12 protein-coding genes and 3 pseudogenes are annotated in these 17,831 nt (G+C 73.1%); 9 read left to right on the top strand and 6 right to left on the bottom strand.

Annotated elements, in window-relative coordinates; genetic code table 11:
* Positions 1 to 169: 169 nt before the first annotated feature.
* Complete coding sequence (locus tag ACOBQB_RS02555) at positions 170 to 1,204, top strand: LacI family DNA-binding transcriptional regulator (protein ID WP_423588415.1); 1,035 nt, start codon at positions 170 to 172, stop codon at positions 1,202 to 1,204.
* 19 nt (positions 1,205 to 1,223) lie between these two features.
* On the opposite strand, the gene trxA is transcribed toward ACOBQB_RS02555, so the two are convergent.
* Complete coding sequence (trxA, locus tag ACOBQB_RS02550) at positions 1,224 to 1,622, bottom strand: thioredoxin (protein ID WP_423588414.1); 399 nt, start codon at positions 1,620 to 1,622, stop codon at positions 1,224 to 1,226.
* A gap of 164 nt (positions 1,623 to 1,786) precedes the next feature.
* Between trxA and ACOBQB_RS02545 the strand changes: the two are divergent.
* Positions 1,787 to 3,219: pseudogene (locus tag ACOBQB_RS02545) on the top strand (dihydrolipoyl dehydrogenase family protein).
* A 100-nt stretch (positions 3,220 to 3,319) separates the two neighbouring features.
* Here the strand turns inward: ACOBQB_RS02545 and ACOBQB_RS02540 are convergent.
* Positions 3,320 to 4,234, bottom strand: a complete 915-nt coding sequence (locus ACOBQB_RS02540) for a serine hydrolase (RefSeq protein ID WP_423588412.1) — start codon at positions 4,232 to 4,234, stop codon at positions 3,320 to 3,322.
* Positions 4,231 to 5,100, bottom strand: coding sequence for a LysR family transcriptional regulator (locus ACOBQB_RS02535; RefSeq protein ID WP_423588410.1), 870 nt, complete (start codon positions 5,098 to 5,100; stop codon positions 4,231 to 4,233). The genes ACOBQB_RS02540 and ACOBQB_RS02535 overlap by 4 nt, the downstream gene beginning before the upstream one ends.
* A 228-nt stretch (positions 5,101 to 5,328) precedes the next feature.
* On the opposite strand from ACOBQB_RS02535, the gene ACOBQB_RS02530 reads away from it, so the two are divergent.
* From ACOBQB_RS02530 to ACOBQB_RS02520, 3 genes and pseudogenes are all read left to right on the top strand, one after another.
* Complete coding sequence (locus tag ACOBQB_RS02530) at positions 5,329 to 6,984, top strand: penicillin-binding transpeptidase domain-containing protein (protein WP_423588408.1); 1,656 nt, start codon at positions 5,329 to 5,331, stop codon at positions 6,982 to 6,984.
* Between the two features lie 953 nt (positions 6,985 to 7,937).
* Positions 7,938 to 8,144: pseudogene (locus tag ACOBQB_RS02525) on the top strand (hypothetical protein); the annotation flags it as partial.
* Positions 8,145 to 8,228: 84 nt separating this feature from the next.
* Positions 8,229 to 9,190 (top strand): annotated as a pseudogene (locus ACOBQB_RS02520) (hypothetical protein); the annotation flags it as partial.
* Here ACOBQB_RS02520 and ACOBQB_RS02515 read toward each other — a convergent pair.
* A complete protein-coding gene (locus tag ACOBQB_RS02515) occupies positions 9,189 to 12,473 on the bottom strand; it encodes a cytochrome P450 (RefSeq protein ID WP_423588407.1) in 3,285 nt (1,094 codons plus the stop codon). The pseudogene ACOBQB_RS02520 and the gene ACOBQB_RS02515 overlap by 2 nt on opposite strands.
* Positions 12,474 to 12,660: 187 nt before the next feature.
* Between ACOBQB_RS02515 and ACOBQB_RS02510 the strand changes: the two genes are divergently transcribed.
* The gene (locus ACOBQB_RS02510; protein ID WP_423588405.1) at positions 12,661 to 13,443 is read left to right on the top strand and encodes a LuxR C-terminal-related transcriptional regulator; all 783 of its coding nucleotides are present in this window, start codon (positions 12,661 to 12,663) and stop codon (positions 13,441 to 13,443) included.
* 350 nt (positions 13,444 to 13,793) lie between these two features.
* Here ACOBQB_RS02510 and ACOBQB_RS02505 read toward each other — a convergent pair whose 3' ends face one another.
* The gene (locus ACOBQB_RS02505) at positions 13,794 to 15,167 is read right to left on the bottom strand and encodes an amidohydrolase (RefSeq protein WP_423588404.1); all 1,374 of its coding nucleotides are present in this window, start codon (positions 15,165 to 15,167) and stop codon (positions 13,794 to 13,796) included.
* Positions 15,168 to 15,566: 399 nt separating this feature from the next.
* Between ACOBQB_RS02505 and ACOBQB_RS02500 the strand changes: the two genes are divergently transcribed.
* The 3 genes from ACOBQB_RS02500 to crcB are packed head-to-tail and all read left to right on the top strand — an operon-like array spanning position 15,567 to position 16,773.
* Positions 15,567 to 16,058 carry a fluoride efflux transporter FluC gene (locus ACOBQB_RS02500; protein WP_423590349.1) on the top strand — a complete coding sequence of 164 codons (492 nt, stop codon included), beginning with the start codon at positions 15,567 to 15,569 and terminating at the stop codon, positions 16,056 to 16,058.
* Positions 16,055 to 16,402, top strand: coding sequence for a DUF190 domain-containing protein (locus tag ACOBQB_RS02495; protein ID WP_423588403.1), 348 nt, complete (start codon positions 16,055 to 16,057; stop codon positions 16,400 to 16,402). The genes ACOBQB_RS02500 and ACOBQB_RS02495 overlap by 4 nt, the downstream gene beginning before the upstream one ends.
* Positions 16,399 to 16,773: a fluoride efflux transporter CrcB gene (crcB, locus tag ACOBQB_RS02490; RefSeq protein WP_423588401.1), complete on the top strand. Its 375-nt coding sequence runs from the start codon at positions 16,399 to 16,401 to the stop codon at positions 16,771 to 16,773. Before ACOBQB_RS02495 ends, crcB begins: the two co-directional genes overlap by 4 nt.
* A gap of 76 nt (positions 16,774 to 16,849) precedes the next feature.
* Here crcB and ACOBQB_RS02485 read toward each other — a convergent pair whose 3' ends face one another.
* Entirely contained in the window at positions 16,850 to 17,785 is a 936-nt protein-coding gene (locus ACOBQB_RS02485; RefSeq protein WP_423588399.1) for a glycosyl hydrolase family 18 protein, read from the bottom strand.
* Positions 17,786 to 17,831 lie beyond the last annotated feature (46 nt).

The raw sequence follows: 17,831 nt of genomic DNA, 5'->3' as shown, positions 1-17,831 counted from the left end.
TTCGGTCGACGACGGTTGCCCGCACGTTAACCGGCGAGTAGCCCAACACGGAACGCCGCCAAGGGACTTCACGCCGACCGCCGCGCGGCACACGGCGTGCGCAGAGGTCGCGCGCGGGTCGGCGCCCGCCCGCCCTCGCCCCGCAGCCGTCTGCGAGGATGCCCGTGTCATGGTGCAGATACCGAACCAGCAGCCCGCCCAGCGCTCCGTGCCGACGAGCGCCGACGTCGCCCGCCTGGCGGGAGTCTCCCGCGCGACCGTCAGCTACGTCCTCAACAACACCAGCGCCGTACGCATCAGCGAGCCCACGCGCCGCCGCGTCCACGACGCCGCCAGGGAACTCGGATACGTCCCGCACGCCGCCGCCCGCAGCCTGCGCGCCGGACACAGCCGTATGGTCCTCATGCCCACCCCGGAGATCCCGATGGGCCCCCTCTTCAGCAAGTTCTTCAACGAACTCCAGTGGGCGCTCAGCGGCCTCGACTACACCGTCGTGCAGTACGCCAGCCTCGGCATGACCGGCGAGGACGCCGCCCGCGCCTGGGCGGAGCTGCGCCCGGTGGCCGTCCTCGCGCCCGACGCCTCCGCGCTCGGGCCGCGCGGCGTGACGGTCCTGAAGCGGTCGGGCGCCAAGGCCGTCTTCACCCTCGGACCGCACCGCGTCGAGGGCGCCCACGCGCTCCTCATGGACGGCCGCCGGGTGGGGGAGGCCGCGGCCCTGCACCTGCTGGCCCGCGGGCGGCGCCGGATCGGCGCGATCGTGCCCACGGAAACCGGCCTGGAGATCTTCTCCCGGCCCCGCGTCGAAGGGCTCCGCCAAGCGGTCGAGGCCGCACCCACCACCGGCGCCTCGGTCACGGAACTGCCCCTCGCCCACACGGAGGAGTCCGCCGCCGCGCTCGCCGCGCGCTGGCGCTCCCTGGGCCTGGAGGCCGTCTTCGCGTACAACGACGAGTACGCGATGCTGCTCATGCGGGCCCTTCAGGACGAAGGCATCGCCATCCCCGAGGAGGCGGCCGTCATCGGCTCCGACGACCTGATGTTCGGCAGACTCCTCAGGCCCCGGCTCAGCACCGTCCGCATCGAGCTGCCCTCGGGCCGCGGCCTCGCGGAACTTGTCGACCGCGTGGTGCGCGACCCGGGCACCGAACCCGAGGTGCACGACGTGCTCGGAGCGGACGTCGTGCACCGCGAGTCCAGCTGACCCGGCCCCCACCTGTGGCTTACTGCTGCTGGCCCTGCTCGCCCTGCTGCTTGGCCTGCTCCTCGGCGACCTGCCGGCGGACCTCGTCCATGTCCAGGTTCCTGGCCTGGCCGATGACGTCCGTGAGCGCCGCCTCGGGCAGGGCGCCCGGCTGGGCGAAGACCGCGACCTGATCACGGACGATCATCAGGGTCGGGATCGACTGGATGTTGAAGGCGGCGGCCAGCTCCGGCTGCGCCTCCGTGTCGACCTTGGCGAAGACCAGGTCGGGGTTGGCCTCGGCGGCCTTCTCGTAGACCGGGGCGAACTGCTTGCAAGGACCGCACCACGAAGCCCAGAAGTCGATCAGAACGAACTCGTTGTCCGTGACCGTCCGGTCGAAGTTCTCCTTGGTGAGCTCCAGTGTCGCGTTGCTCATGGTGTCCCTGCTTCCTGATGTGGGGCATGGCCGCTGTCGACAACGGCCGATGGTACGAACGTATTCCGCCTGTCGCGCGCACACAGATGTTCCGTGCGGGCACAGGCGCGTCTCGCGCGCTTACCCATGTGGCCGCGGCGCACACCTGGCGACAGACTGTCCCCATGACGGACATGACGGATGCCAAGACGTACGACGTAGTAGTCATCGGAGCCGGACCCGTGGGGGAGAACGTCGCGGACCGGGCCCGTGCGGCGGGCCTCAGCGCCGCGATCGTGGAGAGCGAACTCGTCGGAGGCGAGTGTTCCTATTGGGCGTGCATGCCCAGCAAGGCCCTGCTCCGTCCCGTCATCGCCCGCGCCGACGCCCGCCGCGTCCCCGGGCTGCGGCAGTCCGTCGCGGGCCCCCTGGACGCGGCGGCCGTCCTCGCGCACCGCGACGACTACACCTCGCACTGGAAGGACGACGGCCAGGTCGGCTGGCTGGAGGGCATCGGCGTCGACCTGTACCGCGGCCACGGCCGCCTCGCCGGCCCCGCACGGTCACGGTCACCGCAACGGACGGCACCGAGCACCGGCTCCGGGCCCGCCACGCGGTGGCCGTCTGCACCGGCACCCGCGCCGCCCTGCCCGACCTGCCGGGCCTCGCCGACGTCAAGCCGTGGACCAGCCGCGAGGCGACCGCCGCGGACCACGTGCCGGGCCGCCTGCTGGTGGTGGGCGGCGGCGTCGTCGCCGTGGAGATGGCCACGGCCTGGCGGGCGCTCGGCTCGGAGGTGACGGTGCTGGTGCGCGGCGGCGGCCTGCTGCCCCGGATGGAGCCGTTCGCGGGCGAGCTGGTCCAGGAGGCCCTGACCGAGGCGGGCGCCGAGGTCCGCTGCGGAGTCTCGGTCACCGCCGTCAAGCGTGAGAACGGCACCGTCACGGCGACCCTGGACGACGGCTCCACCCTCCGGGCCGACGAGATCCTCTTCGCCACCGGCCGCGCCCCGCGCACCGACGACATCGGCCTGGAGACAGTCGGCCTGGAGCCCGGCGCGTGGCTGCCGGTCGACGAGAGCCTGCGCGTGGACGGCAGCGACTGGCTGTACGCGGTGGGCGACGCGAACCACCGCGCGCTCCTCACCCACCAGGGCAAGTACCAGGCCCGTATCGCGGGCGCCGCCATCGCCGCGCGCGCCCAGGGCGTCCCCCTCCTGGAGACCGACCGCTGGGGCGCCCACTCCGCCACCGCCGACCACGCCGCCGTCCCGCAGGTGGTCTTCACCGACCCCGAGGCGGCCTCGGCGGGGCTGACCCTCACGGAGGCCGAGGCCGCCGGGCACCGGGTCCGCGCCGTCGACTACGACATGTCGGGCGTCGCGGGCGCGGGGCTGTACGCCGACGGCTACCGCGGCAAGGCCCGCATGATCGTCGACCTGGACCGCGAGATCCTCCTCGGCGTCACCTTCGTCGGCCCCGGCGTCGGCGAACTCATCCACTCGGCGACCGTGGCGGTCGCGGGCGAGGTCCCCCTGGACCGCCTGTGGCACGCGGTTCCCTCCTACCCGACGATCAGTGAGGTGTGGCTGCGCCTCCTGGAGACGTACCGCGGCTGAGAGGGACGGGAGCGGCCGAGCCCCGGGGAGCCCGCGTGGGCTGTCGTGGTGTCGGCCGCTCTCAGCCGTGGCCTGGGCGAGAACCCTTTCCGGCGGTTCCTCAGGTGTCCTGGCGCCCCCGCAGCTCCTCCACGGCGACCCGGGCCGCCGCGCCGATCACCGCGTCGGCGCGCGGCAGCTTGGTGTCGGACCGGGCGGCCTGCGTGAAGACCACGGCGGTGTAGGCGCCGCCGTCGGCGAGTTCGACGACGCCCGCCTCGTGGCGCAGGGAGCCGAAGGTGCCGGTCTTGCCGTAGACCGTGACGTCGTCGTAGGGGAACCCGGAGGCGAGCCGGTGGGCCCACGCCTGCCTGCGCATCACGTCGCGCATGAACGCGCAGCGTTCGTCGGAGGCGGCCTCTCCGGTCCAGATCGCCCGCAGCAGCCGTGCCATGTCCGCCGCCGTGCTGGACGCCTTGAACGCGGGGTCGTACACGCCCGGGGGCACGACGGTGTCGTTGTCCGCCACGTGTGCCAGGGCCGCGTCCAGCGAGCGTGCGCCTGTCTCGGCGACCAGCCGGCTGAAGTTGCTGACCACGCCCGCGTGGATGTGGGTGTCGGGCATGTCCAGGTCGCGGCAGAGGGCGTCGACCGCTTCCGGGCCGACGGCCTTGAGCACGGCGTCGGCCGAGGAGTTGTCGGAGATGGTCATCATCAGCACCACCAGGTCGCGCAGCGACATGGTGACGGGGTCGCTCAGGATGGAGATGCCGGTCGGCCCCGGCACACGCTCGCCGGGCTCCAGCGTCACCCTGCGGCGCGGGTCGATGAGCCCCGCGTCCGCGAGCCGGCAGAAGGCGGCCATCAGAGGCACCTTGTAGACCGAGCCGATGGGCAGCCGTTCGCCGGGGTCGATGGTCACCCGCGCCGACGGGCGGCGCAGCTCCGCCACGTGCAGCCAGCCGCGGACGCCCGCGTCGTCGAACATGCCGCGGATCTCGCGCTCCACACCGCTGCCCGGCCTCCGCCCGCTCACCGCGCCACCTTTCGGGCCAGGGCGTCCTCAAGGAGCCGTGCCGTCTCCGCCGTCCGCTCCGCGTCCGGCCGCCGCGGGTCCCAGGCCACCCGCAGCCGCAGCGGAAGCGGGGGGTCCGCCGCCTCCCGCCGCTCGACCCCGGTGGCCGTCAGCGTCTCGTCGGCCGTGACCAGCACGGCCTGCCCGGCGGCCACCAGGGCCAGGCCGGCGCGCTCGTCGGAGACCACCACCGTCTCCACCCTGCGGCCGCGGCTCGCCAGGGTGTCGACGAACAGGTCGTGGGCCGCCGGGGCCTCGGCACGCGGACGTACGGCGACGGGCAGGCGCGTCGGCGTACCACCGGCATCGGTGAGCCCGGCCGGGGCGAGGATCCAGGTCGGCAGGAGGATCACGCGCCCGGCGGCGAGGCCGTGCAGCACGGAGGGGTGCCGGATCACGGCGATGTCGAGGCGCCCGGCGGCCACGTCACCGAGCAGCGCGGCGGTGGACGCCGTCACCATGCCGATGCGGGCCCGCTCACCCGCCCGTACCGGCGCCGCCGCCACGCCGGCCGCGAGCGACGCCGGTACCTCGGGGGCAAGGCCGAGGCGCAGGCGCCGGCCGCCGGCGTGTTCGCGGGCGCCGGTCTCGCGGAGTTCCCTGAGCGCGGTCAGCGCTCTGCGTGCGTGCGGAAGCAGCAGAGTGCCCTCATCGGTGAGGGAGACTCCTCGCTCGCGGTCGAAGAGGCGCACGCCGAGCAGCGCCTCCAGTCGGCGCAGGCCTTGCGACAGGGGTGGCTGAGTGATGCCCACCCGCTGCGCGGCGGTCCCGAAGTGCTCCTCCTCGGCGAGCGCGACGAAGATTTCCAGATGCCGTTCCGTGAGCACTCCGCTCCTCCTGACATGCGGCGATACGGGTTATGAATCGCGGCGATGGCGAGATCGTATTCGACATGCGGGACGGGTGCGGGCTTGACTCCCGAACGCGGTCCCGAGGCGCCAGGCCCGGCAACGACCGCGCGGCCGGCCGCGTCGGCTCGGCAGGGACCGCGCGGCCGGCCGCCCCGGCTCGGCGAGGACCGCGCTGTTCAGGCCCGATTCGAAACGGAGAGCACCTTGACGCTTACCGACATCCCTCACCGCCCCGACTCCTACGGGCGGTCACGGCGTGAGCGGCGGCGACTGCTCGGCATCTTCGTCAGCCTTCTTCTGCTCGCGGGAGGCGGATACGGCGTGTACGCGGCGCTCGGCGACGACGCGCGGGACGAAGACCCGCAAGTGGCCGCCGCCCGCGAGCAGTTGACGGTGTTCCTCGACGCGTGGGCTGCGAAGGACGCGCGGAAGGCGGCGCGCTACACCGACACCCCCGACGGCGCCGCCTCCCTGCTCACGTCGGTGCTGACCAACCTCAAACCCTCCAAGACCACGATCCTCGGCGGCGAAGGACGGCTGACGGGGGAGCGGAAGGCGGAGTTCCCCTTCACGGTGACCATGGCGCTCCCCGGCGCGGGCAAGGTCTCCTGGGAGTCGCAGGCACGCGTGAAGCGCACGTCGGGGAAGTGGAAGGTGGTGTTCACTTCGCCGATGATCCATCCGGAGCTGAAGCCGGGCCAGACGCTCGCCCTCAAGGGCGGCAACCCGCGCGCGAAGGTGCTCGACAGCAACGGCGACCCGCTGCGGGCCGGCAGCCTCGTCGGCACCGTCGACCCGGTCAGCGGCAAGGGTACCTCCGGCCTGGAGGCCCGCTACGACGACGTCCTGTCCGGCGGCAAGGAAGCGAACAGATCCCTGGTGGTCGCGGACCGGCGAAGCGGGCGCGCCGTCAAGGAACTGACCGAGGCGGAGAAGGCCGAGGGCCGCCCGGTGCGCACCACCATCGACCCGCGCGTCCAAGAGGCGGCGGCCAAGGCCCTGGACGGCGTCGACGACAAGGCGGCCATCGTCGCCATCGACCCGGCCAACGGCCACATACGCGCCGCCGCGAACCGCCCCGGCGGCCTCAACCGCGCCCTCGAAGGGCGCTATCCGCCCGGCTCCGTCTTCAAGGTCGTCACCGCGGCGGCACTCCTCAAGGGCGGCCTGCGCCCCCAAGACCGCGCGGCCTGCCCGAAGTTCGCACACGTCGACGGGCAGCGCTTCGAGAACCAGGACCAGTTCGACCTCCCACCCGGTTCCGCCTTCGCGGACGTGTTCGCCCACTCCTGCAACACGTATTTCGTCAACGCCCGCAGCCGTCTGTCCGACACCGACCTGCGCGACGCGTCGCGCGCGTTCGGCATCGGCGGCCACTGGGATGTGGGCACCACGACGTACGACGGCAGCGTCCCCGTCAACAACAGCGACAACGACAAGGCCGCCGCGACCATCGGCCAGGCGCGCGTCCAGGCCTCACCGCTGGTGATGGCGTCCGTGGCGGCCACCGTCAAGAGCGGCGGGTTCAAGCAGCCGGTGCTGGTACCGGACGCCGTGCGGAAGAAGTACGAGGCTCCGGTCCCCCTGGACACCGAAGTCAACGCCCACCTGCGCGAGTTGATGCGTGCCACCGTGACCTCCGGCTCGGCCCACGCGCTGAAGGACCTGCCCGGCCGGCCCCACGCCAAGACGGGAACCGCCGAGTTCGGGACCGCGAAGCCGCCGCGCACCCACGCCTGGATGATCGGCTACCAGGGGGATTCCGATCTCGCGTGGGCGGTGCTCCTGGAGGACGGCGGCTCCGGTGGCGCCGACGCGGGCCCCGTCGCGGCGCGGTTCCTGCGCAACCTGGCCGACTGAGCGGGAGGTGGCGCGGCCCGGCGGGCGCGGGGCGAGACGCAGGTCACATCTGCCCATGTCACAGGGGGGGCGGGCCACCTCGTCCCAGGGGGTGTAAGCCACTGACGAGCACCGAGGGAGCACACCATGGACGCGCGACTGAACCTCTTCGCCGACGCCACCGGCGGCAAGGTCTTCAAGCACCTCCAGGGCCGCCCGGGCGCGGAGATCATTCGGTACGTGCTGGACCAGGGCGTGGCCCAAGTAAACAAGCCGGGCCGCGCCGAGGGTGTCCCCACGCGACCCAAGAGCCGCCGGTCCAAGGCGCGTCGGGGGGAAACGCCGCAGCCGCCGCCTGACGGACGAAGCCGTCCTGGGGTCCTCGTCGCCGGTACGGACACAGCGCCCCGCATGGCACGCACAGGCCAGGAGCAGGGCGCGGACAGGCAAAGCCCCCGGTCGTTCGTCCTCAATACTCCTTACGTCCCCGGGGTGTGCGAGTCAGGCGCAGCCCAACACCCTCTAGCCAACGGAGTCACCCATGCCCGAAACCGAGAAGCCCACCATCGTCCTGGTCCACGGCGCCTTCGCCGACGCGTCCAGCTACGCCCGGGTCATCCCCGCCCTGATCGCCCGCGGCCCGGACGTCGTGGCGCCCGCCGTGCCCAATCGCAGCCTCATCGGCGACGCGCTTACGTCGCCTCGGCCGTCCGGCAGATACCCGGCCCCGTCGTCCTGGTGGGGCACTCCTACGGCGGCGCCGTCATCACCGTCGCGGGCGCGGAGGACAACGTCCGGGCCCTCGTCCACCTCGCCGGCTACGCCCTGGAGAAGGGGGAGAGCCTCGGTGAACTCCAGGGCCGCTTCCCGGACTCCGACCTTGCCGCCGCGCTCGTTCAGACGCCCTTCCCCGTCGAGAGGTCGAACACCCCGGGCATCGACGTGTCGGTGCGCGTCGGCACGTTCCCGGCCGTCTTCGCCGCGGACATCGACCCCGGCCTCGCCTCCGCCCTGCCTCCGTCCTCGCCGCCTCCCAATGTCCTCTGGCGGCCCAGGCGTTCAGTGAGGCGGCGCCGGTCGCGGCCTGGCGGACGAAGCCCTCCTGGGGCCTGGTCTCCACCTCCGACCGCACCATCAACCCCGACGTCGAGCGCTACGGCTACCAGCGGGCCGGCATGACCACCGTCGAGGTCGACTCCTCTCACCTGGTGATGCTCTCCCACCCCGGGCGCGTCGTCGACCTGATCGAGAGAAGAGCACAGAGTATGCCGAGTCCCACCCTGGTGCCGCGGCGACGGCACCTTCTCCCCAGGACGGTCGTCACCGCCGTCGCCCTGACCGCCGTCGTCGGCCACGCCCACGCGGCGAGTCCCCCGGTGTCACACGTACGCGTCGTATCGCACCTGGACATGGCCGCCGGACAGCGCCCGGAGAACATCACCCTCGGACCGGGCGGCGCCGCCTACGTCACCTTCGCCTTCAGCCGCCGGATCGCCCGCATCGGCCCCGACGGCCGGGTGCGCGTCCTCGCGACCCTGCCGAAGCCCCCGGCCGGCAGCAGCAGCCCCGTCCTCGCCTCGCCGTTCCTCGGCGGGATCGTCCGCGCGGACGACGGAACGCTGTACTTCCTGTACGCCACCGCAGCGGCGACCTGACCGGCGTATGGCGCCTGCGCCCGGGCGGCGCCCCGCAGCGCATCGCCGCCCTTCCGCCCGAGGGCCTCCCCAACGGCCTGGCTCTCGACGAGCGCAACGGACAGTTGTACGCCGCCGACTCCGTCCTGGGCACGGTCCGGCGCGTGCCCGCCCGCGGCGGCACCCCCACCAAGTGGGCCACCGCCCCCGAGCCGGCGCGCACCGGCTTCCTGGGGGCCAACGGCGTGAAGATCCACCACGGCGCGGCCTGGGTCACCAACCTGGACAAGGGCACCGTCCTGCGCATCCCGATCGCGCGGCACGGCGCCGCGGGCCCTGTGGAGGTTCGGGCCACCGGACTCGGCGACATCGACGACTTCGCGTTCACCGGCCGCGGCGACACCCTGCCGGCCGCGATCAACGCGGCCAACGAGGTCGCGCTGGTGCGGCCGGACGGCCGGCACACCATCGTGCTGACCGCCGCCGACGGCCTCCAGAACCCGACGTCCCTCGCCGTGCGCGGCACCAAGGCGTACGTCGCCAGCGGCGCCTACTTCACCGACGAGGACCCGAACCTCCTGACCGCCAGGGTCACCTCGGCACGGCACCGACCGGAGCGCTCGCGTACACGTCCTCGACGTAGCGGCCCGCGGCGACCAGGCCCTGCCACCAGGCCTCGGCCGCCGCGGCGTCGCCACCCGCGTACTTCGTACGAATGCGCTGGAACGCCTCGCGCACGCCGGGGGCCATCCGGGAACCGTCACCGCACACACGCACCGTCGCTCCGGCCTCCAGCAGGCGCCAGATCTCCTCGGCCTCGGCCGCGATCCGGTGCTGGACGTAGCGCAGGTCACCCTCGGGGGTCTTGGAGAACGTGGGACGCATGGACACCGCGCCCGCGCGCTCCGCGTCCTCCAGCTCCGCGCGGTGCAGATAGTCGGTGTCAGGATGGTCGCAGCCGAAGTAGCAGAGCGCGGGGGCCGGTTGAGCGCCCGCGCGCAGCCGGTCCAGGCGGTCGGCGATCGCCCCCCGGAAGGGGGCGAGGCCGGTGCCCGCGCCGACCATGATGACCGGCGTGCGCCCGTCGTCGGGCAGGCGGAAGGCGTCCCGGCAGGGCTGCACGCGCGCGTGGAGCGTGTCACCGGCCCGCAGGCCGTGCAGGTACGAGGAGCCCGTGCCGCGGAAGGTGCCGCGACCGGCGCGGTCCGGGGCCGACAGGAGGGAGACCATCAGGTCGGCGTGGCCCGGTGAGGCGGCGGGTGACGACGAGATCGAGTAGTGGCGGGTCCTGACCGGCGGCAGCAGTTCGAGCAGCACGGGCCAGGGCAGCAGCCCCCGCAGCGCCGGGTGGTCCTCGACCAGATCGAGCAGACTGCCCTGCCGGGCCGCCAACGCCTCGGGATCGGCGGCCAGTTGCTCCAGGGCGATCCGCTCGGGCGGGCACGGGTTGTGCTCGGCGAGCAGCGCGGCCTGCGCCGGGGTCGGCGCGTCTCCCAACTCCACGTAGCGGGACAGGAGTTCACGGGCGGCAATCGGCCGGTCGAGCGGCAGGGTGGCCCGGCCCGGCCTGTGCGCCCGTACGTTCAGGACCGCGTCCAGATCGACGCCCAGTACGGCCGCCGCGCGCTCGACCGCCTCCGGACGGTTGGCGGGGAGCACGGTCAGATGGTCGCCGGTGCGGTAGGTCACGCCGTCCGGGAGCGCGACGCGCAGGAACCGCTTCGGGCGGGCGAGCGGGTGCGTCACATCGACGAGGTCGGCGCTCGCCACGACCGTCATCGCCACCGCGCCGTGCCGGGCGGCCAGCGCGTCCAGCGGCCCGCCGGTGACCTCCACGACGTCGTACGTCCTGGCCGGGACGGCGGCGGTGCCGGCGGCTGTGACGCTTTCCGGGGCGCCGTACCGCCGCAGCAGCGTGTCCCGCAGCGTCGAGGCGAAGTGCCGTACCGCACCGGACAGGTCCCCGGAGGCGTCGGCCTCGGCACGCTCCAGGAGCCGGGTCGCGCCCGACGCGGCGAGCGCGTCGTCGATGAGGGTGGGCACCCGCTGGTAGGTCGCCGCCCAGTTGCGGTCCCCGACGCCGAGGACCGCATACCGCAGGCCGGCGGCCGCGTCCGGCGCCGCGTCCGCCAGCCAGGACACGAACGCGCGGGCGTCGTCGGTCGGTTGGCCGTTGTAGGAGGCGGCGACGATCACCACCGGCGTATCGGTGGGCAGTGCGCCGGCGGCTTCGTCCAAGGGCGCGACGCGCACGTCGAAGCCGAGGTCGGCGGCCTGCTCGCCGAGCTGTTCCGCGTACGTACGGCAGGTCCCGAAGTTGGAACCGTGCAGCACGGTCAGCGCGGTGCCCGCCGGGACGCGGGTCGGCAGCCCGTCCACCGGGCGGTCGGCCGCGCCCGCCGAGCCGTCCGCGCCGGTGAGGCAGACCAGCTCACGCAGGGCGGACCGGCTCCGCTCGCGGTCCTCGCAGGTGCGTGCGGCGAGGGTCATCGTGAAACCGTCGGGCTTGAGGGTGAGGGTCTCCTTGACCTTCAGCTGGTAGCCGGAGTGGTCGATGAACCGGTAGCGGTGGATGAGCATGCCGAGCAGCATGGTGGCCTCGTGCAGCGCGAACTGCCGCCCGATGCAGGCGCGTTCACCGGTCCCGAACGGCTTGTACGCGTGCGGGGAGCGGGCCGCCTCGGCCTCGGGGGCGAAGCGCTCCGGGTCGAACTCCTCGACGTTGTCGCCCCACACCGGGTCGCGGTGCAGCATCGGCGTGAGCACCACCACGAACTCGCCTGCCCGCATCCGGTGGCGCCCACCGAGCGTCGTGTCGGTGAGGGCCCGGCGCTGGAACGCGGGGGCGGTGGGCCACAGCCGCAGCGCCTCGTTGAGTACCTGCCGCACGTAACGCAGCCGGCCCACGTCCTCGTACGACGGCTCGGGATCGGGGGCGCTGCCCCACAGCGCGTCCACCTCGGCCTGCGCGCGGTGCAGGGCCGCCGGGCTCTTCAGAAGGTGGTAGAGGGCGAAGGAGAGCGTGCCCGAGGTCGTCTCGTGCCCGGCGATCAGGAAGGTGATGACCTGGTTGCGGATGTTGGCCTCGTCCAGGACCTCCCCGCTGCCCGGATGCGGGGAGCCCAGCATCAGACCGAGCAGGTCGTCGGTGGCGGTGTCGCCCGCGGCCTTGCGGGCCTCGATGACCTCGTCGACGACCTCGGCCAGGAAGGCGGCGTCGGCGGCGAGCTCCGCGTCCTCGGCGGAGTAGTCCCCGCCGGGCGTCCGGGCCAGCTTCGCCTGACTGTGCCCGAGCGAGCGTACGAGTGCCTCGACGAAGGGGTGGGGATCGGTACGGGCGAAGGACTCGAAGTCGTAGCCGAAGCCGGACAGGCCGATGGTGTCCAGGGTCATCCTGGTCATGTCCTCCGACACCTCCACCGGAGCGGACCGCGCCGCACCCGGCGCGAACCGGCCGTCCCAGGAGGCGATGAGGCGCCGGGCGACCCGCAGCATGTGCGGGTGGTACGTACGCATCGAGTTCATGGCGAACGCGGGGAGCAGGATGTCGTGCGCCTTCGCCCAGTTGGGCTCGTCGTCGTACGCCGTGAACAGGCCGTCACCCGCGATGCCCCGGACGTTCTCCAGGGCGGGACCGACCCCCTTGGCGAAGCGCGTCTCGTCGGAGAGCTCCTCGACCAGCTCCAGGGAGGAGGCCCAGACGCTGTCGCGTCCGTGGTAGCGGCGGACGTAGAGCGGGCCGTACCGGCGCGCCAGCTCCACGGCCTGCTGAACGGGCGTGGTGCTCAGCCCCGTTGCCGTGACATCGACGATGGGCGGTCCGGGGTCCGGGTCGTTCCGAAGACCGTGGACCTCGACAGTGGGGGATTCGCTCATGGCAAGTGCCTCTTCCCAAGGACGTGGGGGAGTCGAGCGCCCGACGTGCTGGGCGCGCACTCCACCGTCCCGTGACCCGGGCGGCCGCCCGCCGCGAGAACTACATAATCTTGTAGGGGGCTTTTCCGCGCAGTCGCTTGCGCGGACCGGAATGACATGTGTGACGGGGCGGAGAGGAGGCGGGGACGTGTCCCGAACAGCCGGTGGACCGCGCGGCGGTGACGCGCCGGAACCGGGCAGGCCCAAGGTGGCGGACGCCGCGGTGTGGCGGGGCAGGTTCCTGAGCCTGCTCGACCGCTCCCCGGCGCCGACCGCCATCAGCAGCGGCGAAGGGCTGGTCGCGGTCGCCAACCCGGCCTTCGCCGGGGCACTCGGCCTCCAGCCGGGCCGGGTCGCGAACCGCATGTTGCTGGATCTGCTCACGCCCACCAACAGGAAGCAGCTCCGCAAGCTCGACGAGGCCATGCGCTCCGGCCGCAGGTCCCGCTACCCGGTCGAGGTGAGCTGGACGGCCGGGGACGCGGTTCGCCACGGCCAGGTGACCGTGGAGCCGGTCACCGACCCGCTGGAGGAGACGCCGCCCCTGCTGGTGACGTTGCGCGTCGCACAGGAGCGGGCGCCGCGGCCGTCCGGGCCGGGGCGCGCGCCGCGTCCCGGCGAGGCGGGGGAGGAGTACGCGCACCCGGCGCTCAGCGCGCAGGAGGCGCGGGTGCTGCGGCTCGTCGCGGGCGGCGCCACGACGGCGGTCGTGGCGCGCGCCGTCGGCATCGGCGTCGACGGCGTCAACTACCACCTGACCCGGCTGTGCCGTCGGCTGCGGGTCCAGAACCGGACGGCACTGGTGGCCCGCGCCTACGTACTGGGTCTCCTCGACGTGACAGCGTGGCCGCCCGAGGTGTCGACACCCACCGCGCGACAGAGCCCACGCTCCGGCGATCACGGGGTCGGCCCTACGCAGGGCGGGAGTTGACCCTCTCCGCATGCGACACCGGACGGCACACGGCCTCACGCCCCCCGCCGCTCCATGCCAGCTGCGGGCAGTTCCCCGGCGCCTCGTCCCGGCGGGGACGCCGGCGCCGCCGGGCTTCGTCCACGACACCACGCCTCTCGCCGGGCAGCACGATGCGCACGGCGTTGGGTATGGCCCTGCGGTCGGCACCGCTGCGCTCACGCGGATCAGGCTCTTCGCCCCCAGCGAGTCGAGCATCCCGGTCATGGCCCCACGCCCACCTCACCGACCACCGCGATACCGCCGACCACACGGTCCTCGCCCAACTCGCCCAACTCGCCGACGAGGGCACGGCTGTCACCTCCGGGCGGTCAGACGTCCGCGCCGCTACCGGCCGCAAGCCACTGTGCCGCCGCCGCGAGCAGCGACTTCACGCCCGCCTCGATGGCCGGGCCCGGGACCGGCGCGAAGAGAGGGGAGTGGTTGGCGGGGACGGTGGGCGGGATGCCGTTCTCCAGGAGGGCATCGGGGTCGAGGCCCTCGAACTGGGCGGGGTCGGCCCCGCCGAAGTGCCAGAAGACCGAGGGGACGTCGAGCGCGCTGCCGAACGTGCCGAAGTCCTCGCTGCCCATCAGCACCTCCGGCAGGGTGAAGACGTGCCCTTCGCCGAGCGCGGCGGACAGCGCGGACCGCACCGTGGCGGTGGCGGCGTGGTCGTTCACGGTGACCGGGAAGGAGTTCAGCGCCGTGATCTCGGGCTCCTTGGGGGCGCCGGAAGCGGCCGCCTCGGCGCGGACGATCCGCTCGACCGCCGCGAGGATCTGCTCCCGTACGGCCGGGGTGGTGGAGCGGATGTTGACCTTCAGTTCGACCGAGTCCGGGATGATGTTCTCCTTGGTGCCGCCGTGGATCGCCCCGACCGTCACCACGGCCGTCCGGGCAGCCGCCACCTCGCGCGAGACCACCGTCTGCAAGCGCATCACGACCGCGGCGGCCATCACCACCGGGTCCACCGTGCTCTCGGGCATCGAACCGTGCCCGCCACGCCCGAACAGGCGTACCCGCAGGCCGTCCGAGGCCGCCATCACCGGCCCCGGCCGGGTGCCGACGAAGCCGACGGGCAGGGGCGCCACATGCTGGCCGAGGCACACCTCGGGGTGCGGAAAGCGCTCGCGGAAACCGTCCTCGATCATCGCCGGGGCCCCGCCCACCTCCTCGGCCGGCTGGAACACCGCCACGACCGTGCCGCGCCACTCCCGCCGGTTGGCGGCCAGTTGCGCGGTGGCGCCCAGCAGGCAGGTGACGTGCATGTCGTGGCCGCAGGCATGCATCACCGGCACCTCGTGGCCGTCGCCGTCGACAGCGGTGCGCTCGGACGCGTAGGGCAGGCCGGTCTCCTCCTTCACGGGCAGGCCGTCCATGTCGGCGCGGAGCAGCACCACGGGCCCCTCACCCGCCGTGAGGACGTCCGCCGTGGCGGTGCCATCCGTGCGGACGCGCTCCGCGGGGGCGCCCGCCGTGAGAACGCCGACCACACCCGTGCCGGCCACGCCTTCGGTGACCTCCCAGCCCTGTTCCCGCAGGCGCGCGGCGACGATGCCCGCCGTACGCACCTCCTGGAAGGACAGCTCGGGGTGGGCGTGCAGATCCTCGTAGAGCGTGCGCAGCGCGGGCAGCCGGCCGTCGAGACCCGACAGGAGCGGGGTAAAAGGGGCGGGGGCGCGGTGGTCGTCACGAGAGGTCATGAGTGCTCCTAGGTGAGAGGGACGAGGCGGGCCACGGTGGCCCGCAGGGTGGCGCTGTTCTGAGAGTGGCGTCGGCCATGATGGCCACAAGGGACGCCCCCGACGCCAGGGAGGCGAAGTCCACTCAACTCAAGGCGACGTCGGGCCCCGCCACGCGCCCCGTCCCGTCGGCCCTGCCCGGCAGGGGCCTTCCGGGGCCTGGTGGCGCGGCGTCCCGTCCGGGCGGTTAGCCTGGTGTCAGCGGCGATCTTCCCGGGGCACGGGCCCGCCCGGCCTCCCGGGCGCCGCGCGGCGGTGGGGCCCGCCGTACCCGAACCGCGGCGAAGGACGCCGACAACGGTCCCTACTTGCGAGCGAGTGCGCCCGGAGACGGGCGACGCGAGTAGGAGGCGCATGCCCATGGAAGCCCAGCCGTCCGGAGCGGTCGACGAACCCGCGGATCCCGACCTCGACCTGTCCCCGCCCGCACGACGGCGACGGAGTGGACCGCTGCACGGGCAGGGGCCGGTCCTCGCCGTGGTGGCGGCGGGCGGCGCCATCGGGGCATCGGCGCGCTACGGCGTGTCCCTGGCCTGGCCCGTCGCAGCCGACGGCTTCCCCTGGCCGACGCTCGCGGTGAACGCGGTGGGATGCGCGGTGATCGGTGTCTTCATGGTGCTGATCACCGAGGTGTGGGCGGCGCACCGCCTGGTGCGGCCGTTCTTCGGCACGGGCGTGCTCGGCGGCTTCACCACCTTCTCGACGTACGCGGTGGACATCCAGCGACTCGTGAGCGGCGGCCACGCCCGCACGGGGCTGGCCTATCTGGCACTGACGCTGCTCGCGGCCCTCGCGGCGGTGTGGAGCGCGGCGTGCACCACGCGCCGCCTGGTGGCGCGGAGGCGGTCATGACGAGGCTCACGGGCACGGCGCTGCGGGTGACGATCTTCATCGGGGAGTCCGACCTCTGGCACCACAAGCCGCTCTACACCGAGATCGTGCACCGCGCGCACCGCGCCGGGCTCGCCGGCGCGAGCGTCTTCCGGGGCATCGAGGGGTTCGGCGCCTCATCGCTGGTCCACACGCACCGGCTGCTCTCCCTCAGCGAGGACCTGCCGGTCGCCGTGGTGATCGTGGACGCGGGGGACAAGATCCGCGCGTTCCTGCCGCAGCTCGACGAACTCGTCGCCGAGGGCCTGGCGATTCTGGACGACTGCGAGGTCATCCGCTACGTGGGACGGGAGAAGGACCGGTGAACTGGCTGTCCGTGATCGCCGGGGCGATGATCGGCGCCCCGCTGCGCCACCTCACCGACCGCGCCGTGCAGAGCCGCCACGACACCGTCTTCCCGTGGGGCACCTTCACCGTCAACGTCGTGGGCTGCCTGGTCCTCGGCGTGCTCGCCGGGGCCGTCACGGCGGGCGCCGCCTCCGCCTCCACGCAGCTGTTCCTCGGCACCGGCCTGTGCGGGGCCCTCACCACGTACTCGACCTTCTCGTACGAGACGCTGCGGCTCACCGAGAACGGGGCGAGGTTCTACGCGGCGGCGAACGTGCTCGGCAGCGTCGTCGCGGGCCTCGGCGCGGCCTTTTTGGGGGTGGCCGTCGCCGAGGCCCTGTGGCTGTGACGCGCGACTCGACTGCCGGGGGCGGGGCAGCCCGCGCGACCCAGCCGGTCAGCGGCGGATCTTCAGCAGCGCACGGTCAGCGGCGGACCTTCAGCGCCGAGGAGACCTCGGCCGCCCACCTCCAGGGCGCGGCGGTGCCACCGGGCCGGGAGTTGAAGTACTCCCAGCCGGCCACCCCACCGAAGCCCGGATGCTTCGAGACGAGCGAGCCGATCGTGGACCTCAGCGCCGTCATGCCGACGTAACCGCTGCCGCCGTTGGCCGGTGACGTGAGGGCTCCCGCGACCACCTTCGAGGCGGGAATCAGACCGCGGGCGATGATGTCGTCGTAATCGGCCGTGGAGTTCATGTCGCCCCAGCCGTTGTAGAACTGCGCGTTGAACCACGCGATGTCACCACCCCGGCTGCGGTAAAGCGCGTCGTAGTCGAAGCCGGAGAGATTTCCGCCGCCGCTGAGCGCGCTGGCCACCGGCGCGAGCGTAATGATGAAATCGGCGCCGAAGTCGGCGCGCAGCGCGCTGATGACGCGCTCGATACCGGCCAGCGACATCCGCTCCTCCACGTCGAGGTCGACGCCGTCGAGCTCGTACCGCCGGATGAAGTCCCGCAGCAGCGGGTAATACGTGTCGAATTCCTCGTCGAGCCGGGTGAAGCTGCCGGGCGCCGCGCCACCGACCATCGCCAGCACGTGCACGCCGTGTCGGCGCAGGGTTTTCAGATCGCGCCACATCCGGTCGTACTTGGCGGCGTTCGGCGGATCGTCGTTCAAGTGCACCGGTGTGTAAGGGCCGTTGAGATCGTTGAGGTGCACCGCGGCCACCAGCACGTCGGTGACGCCGGTGCGGCGCTCGGTGAGCGCGAGCGGTGACACGTACGTGCCGTTCGCGTACTGCGTCTGGTAATAGACGACCACGCGTTTCCCCGCCGCGGACGGTTTTCTCGCCGCCATCGCCGTACCGCCCGACGCGGCAGTGAGAGCCACTGCCGCGAGCAGGACGCTGCGCCTCTTCATGCTCATCTCTCCCCTGGATCGAAGTCGCCGCAATTCTTACGGGGAG

Origin of the sequence: Streptomyces sp. G5(2025) (assembly GCF_049542075.1) — a bacterium.
Classification (GTDB): Bacteria; Actinomycetota; Actinomycetes; order Streptomycetales; family Streptomycetaceae; genus Streptomyces.
The sequence above is the reverse complement of the archived record's forward strand: the minus strand, read 5'-3'. Positions and strand labels throughout refer to the sequence as shown.